Source organism: Stappia sp. TSB10P1A (genome assembly GCF_900185725.1).
In the GTDB taxonomy this organism is placed as follows: domain Bacteria; phylum Pseudomonadota; class Alphaproteobacteria; order Rhizobiales; family Stappiaceae; genus Stappia.
Map to the genome: position 1 here is coordinate 1 of NZ_FYAU01000059.1, position 1129 is coordinate 1129.

3 protein-coding genes are annotated in these 1129 nt (G+C 66.2%); all 3 read left to right on the top strand.

The genetic code is table 11. The annotated features are described in order from the left end of the window. A partial coding sequence (locus TSB10P1A_RS23430; protein ID WP_186390388.1) for a DUF3164 family protein occupies positions 1-420 on the top strand: 420 nt, incomplete at its 5' end. Further along, positions 420-752, top strand: a complete 333-nt coding sequence (locus TSB10P1A_RS23435; RefSeq protein WP_186390174.1) for a hypothetical protein — start codon at positions 420-422, stop codon at positions 750-752. The genes TSB10P1A_RS23430 and TSB10P1A_RS23435, both read left to right, overlap by 1 nt. Further along, positions 749-1129, top strand: a complete 381-nt coding sequence (locus TSB10P1A_RS23440; RefSeq protein WP_208987202.1) for a hypothetical protein — start codon at positions 749-751, stop codon at positions 1127-1129. The genes TSB10P1A_RS23435 and TSB10P1A_RS23440 overlap by 4 nt, the downstream gene beginning before the upstream one ends.

The following is a 1129-nucleotide window of genomic DNA, read 5'->3' on the forward strand; positions in this document are numbered from 1 at the left end:
GCCCAGGAGCACGGCCTGACGAAGGGCGGCCCGAAGGGAAATCGCACCTATCAGACCTTCGACGGGCTGATGAAGGTGACCGTGCAGGTCGCGGACTATGTCGACTTCGGCCCGCAGCTCCAGATCGCCAAGCGGCTCCTGGACGAATGCCTGACGGAATGGTCCGCCGACAGCCGGCCGGAGATCCGTGCCGTGATCACCCGCGCCTTCAACACGGACAAGGAGGGGCAGGTCAACCGGGCGGAAATCTTCATGCTGCTGCGTCTCGATATCGAGGATCCGCGCTGGCAGGAGGCGATGCGCGCCATTCGCGAGGCAATGCGGGTCACGGGCTCGAAAGAGTACGTCCGCTTCTATCGCCGCAGCCGCGTGACCGACCGCTGGGACGCCGTCACCATCGATCTGGCGAGGGCGTCGTGATGGCACAGGCTCTCAAGATCAAGGCGCTCCGCGCGTGGCTGCCCATCGTGGAGCGATCTACAGCCGAAATGCTCGGAAGGGTCCATGGAGCACGGTTCGATTACAGAGCCGGCGCCTACGAAATGCGGCTCGCCGGCATCGCCGGCACCGCCACGATGGGACGGGAGGCAGCGAAAAAGAGCTGGCTGCGTGCGGCCCGCAGGAGGATCGCGCTGGCCGAAGAAGCGTGCGCCGGCCACGTAGCCGCAGCCGGCAATCCGAAGGTGTGCCAGCGATGCGGAGTGCACATCGACGATTTGCGGCCTGATGACGACGCAGGGGGGCAGTCATGACCGATGACACCAAGCGCGCCCGCTGGGCCGCAAACACCCGAGATCTGGCCAACGTGGCGGCGGGCGCCCGCAAAGTTTCCGGGCTGGACGCGCAAGCGCGTCGGCGTAGATGGCAACTCAGGGAGTCATTGCTCGAACGCGCCCTTTCCGACCTGCGCGGCGAGCTCGCGTCGATGGTCGAAGCCACGTGCGAACTCGCCTGGGACGGCATGGATCATGTCCCGGTGCCTGGCACGGCCAGCCAGGAGACAGTACCCGCTATCGCCGACCGCGTGCTGCTGATCCGCGAAATCGAGGCGGAAATCGGCAGGCCGGCCGAGCATCCGGAGCCGCAGTGGCTGGACGATCTTCTCGATGGCAAGTGGGGGCTGACATGA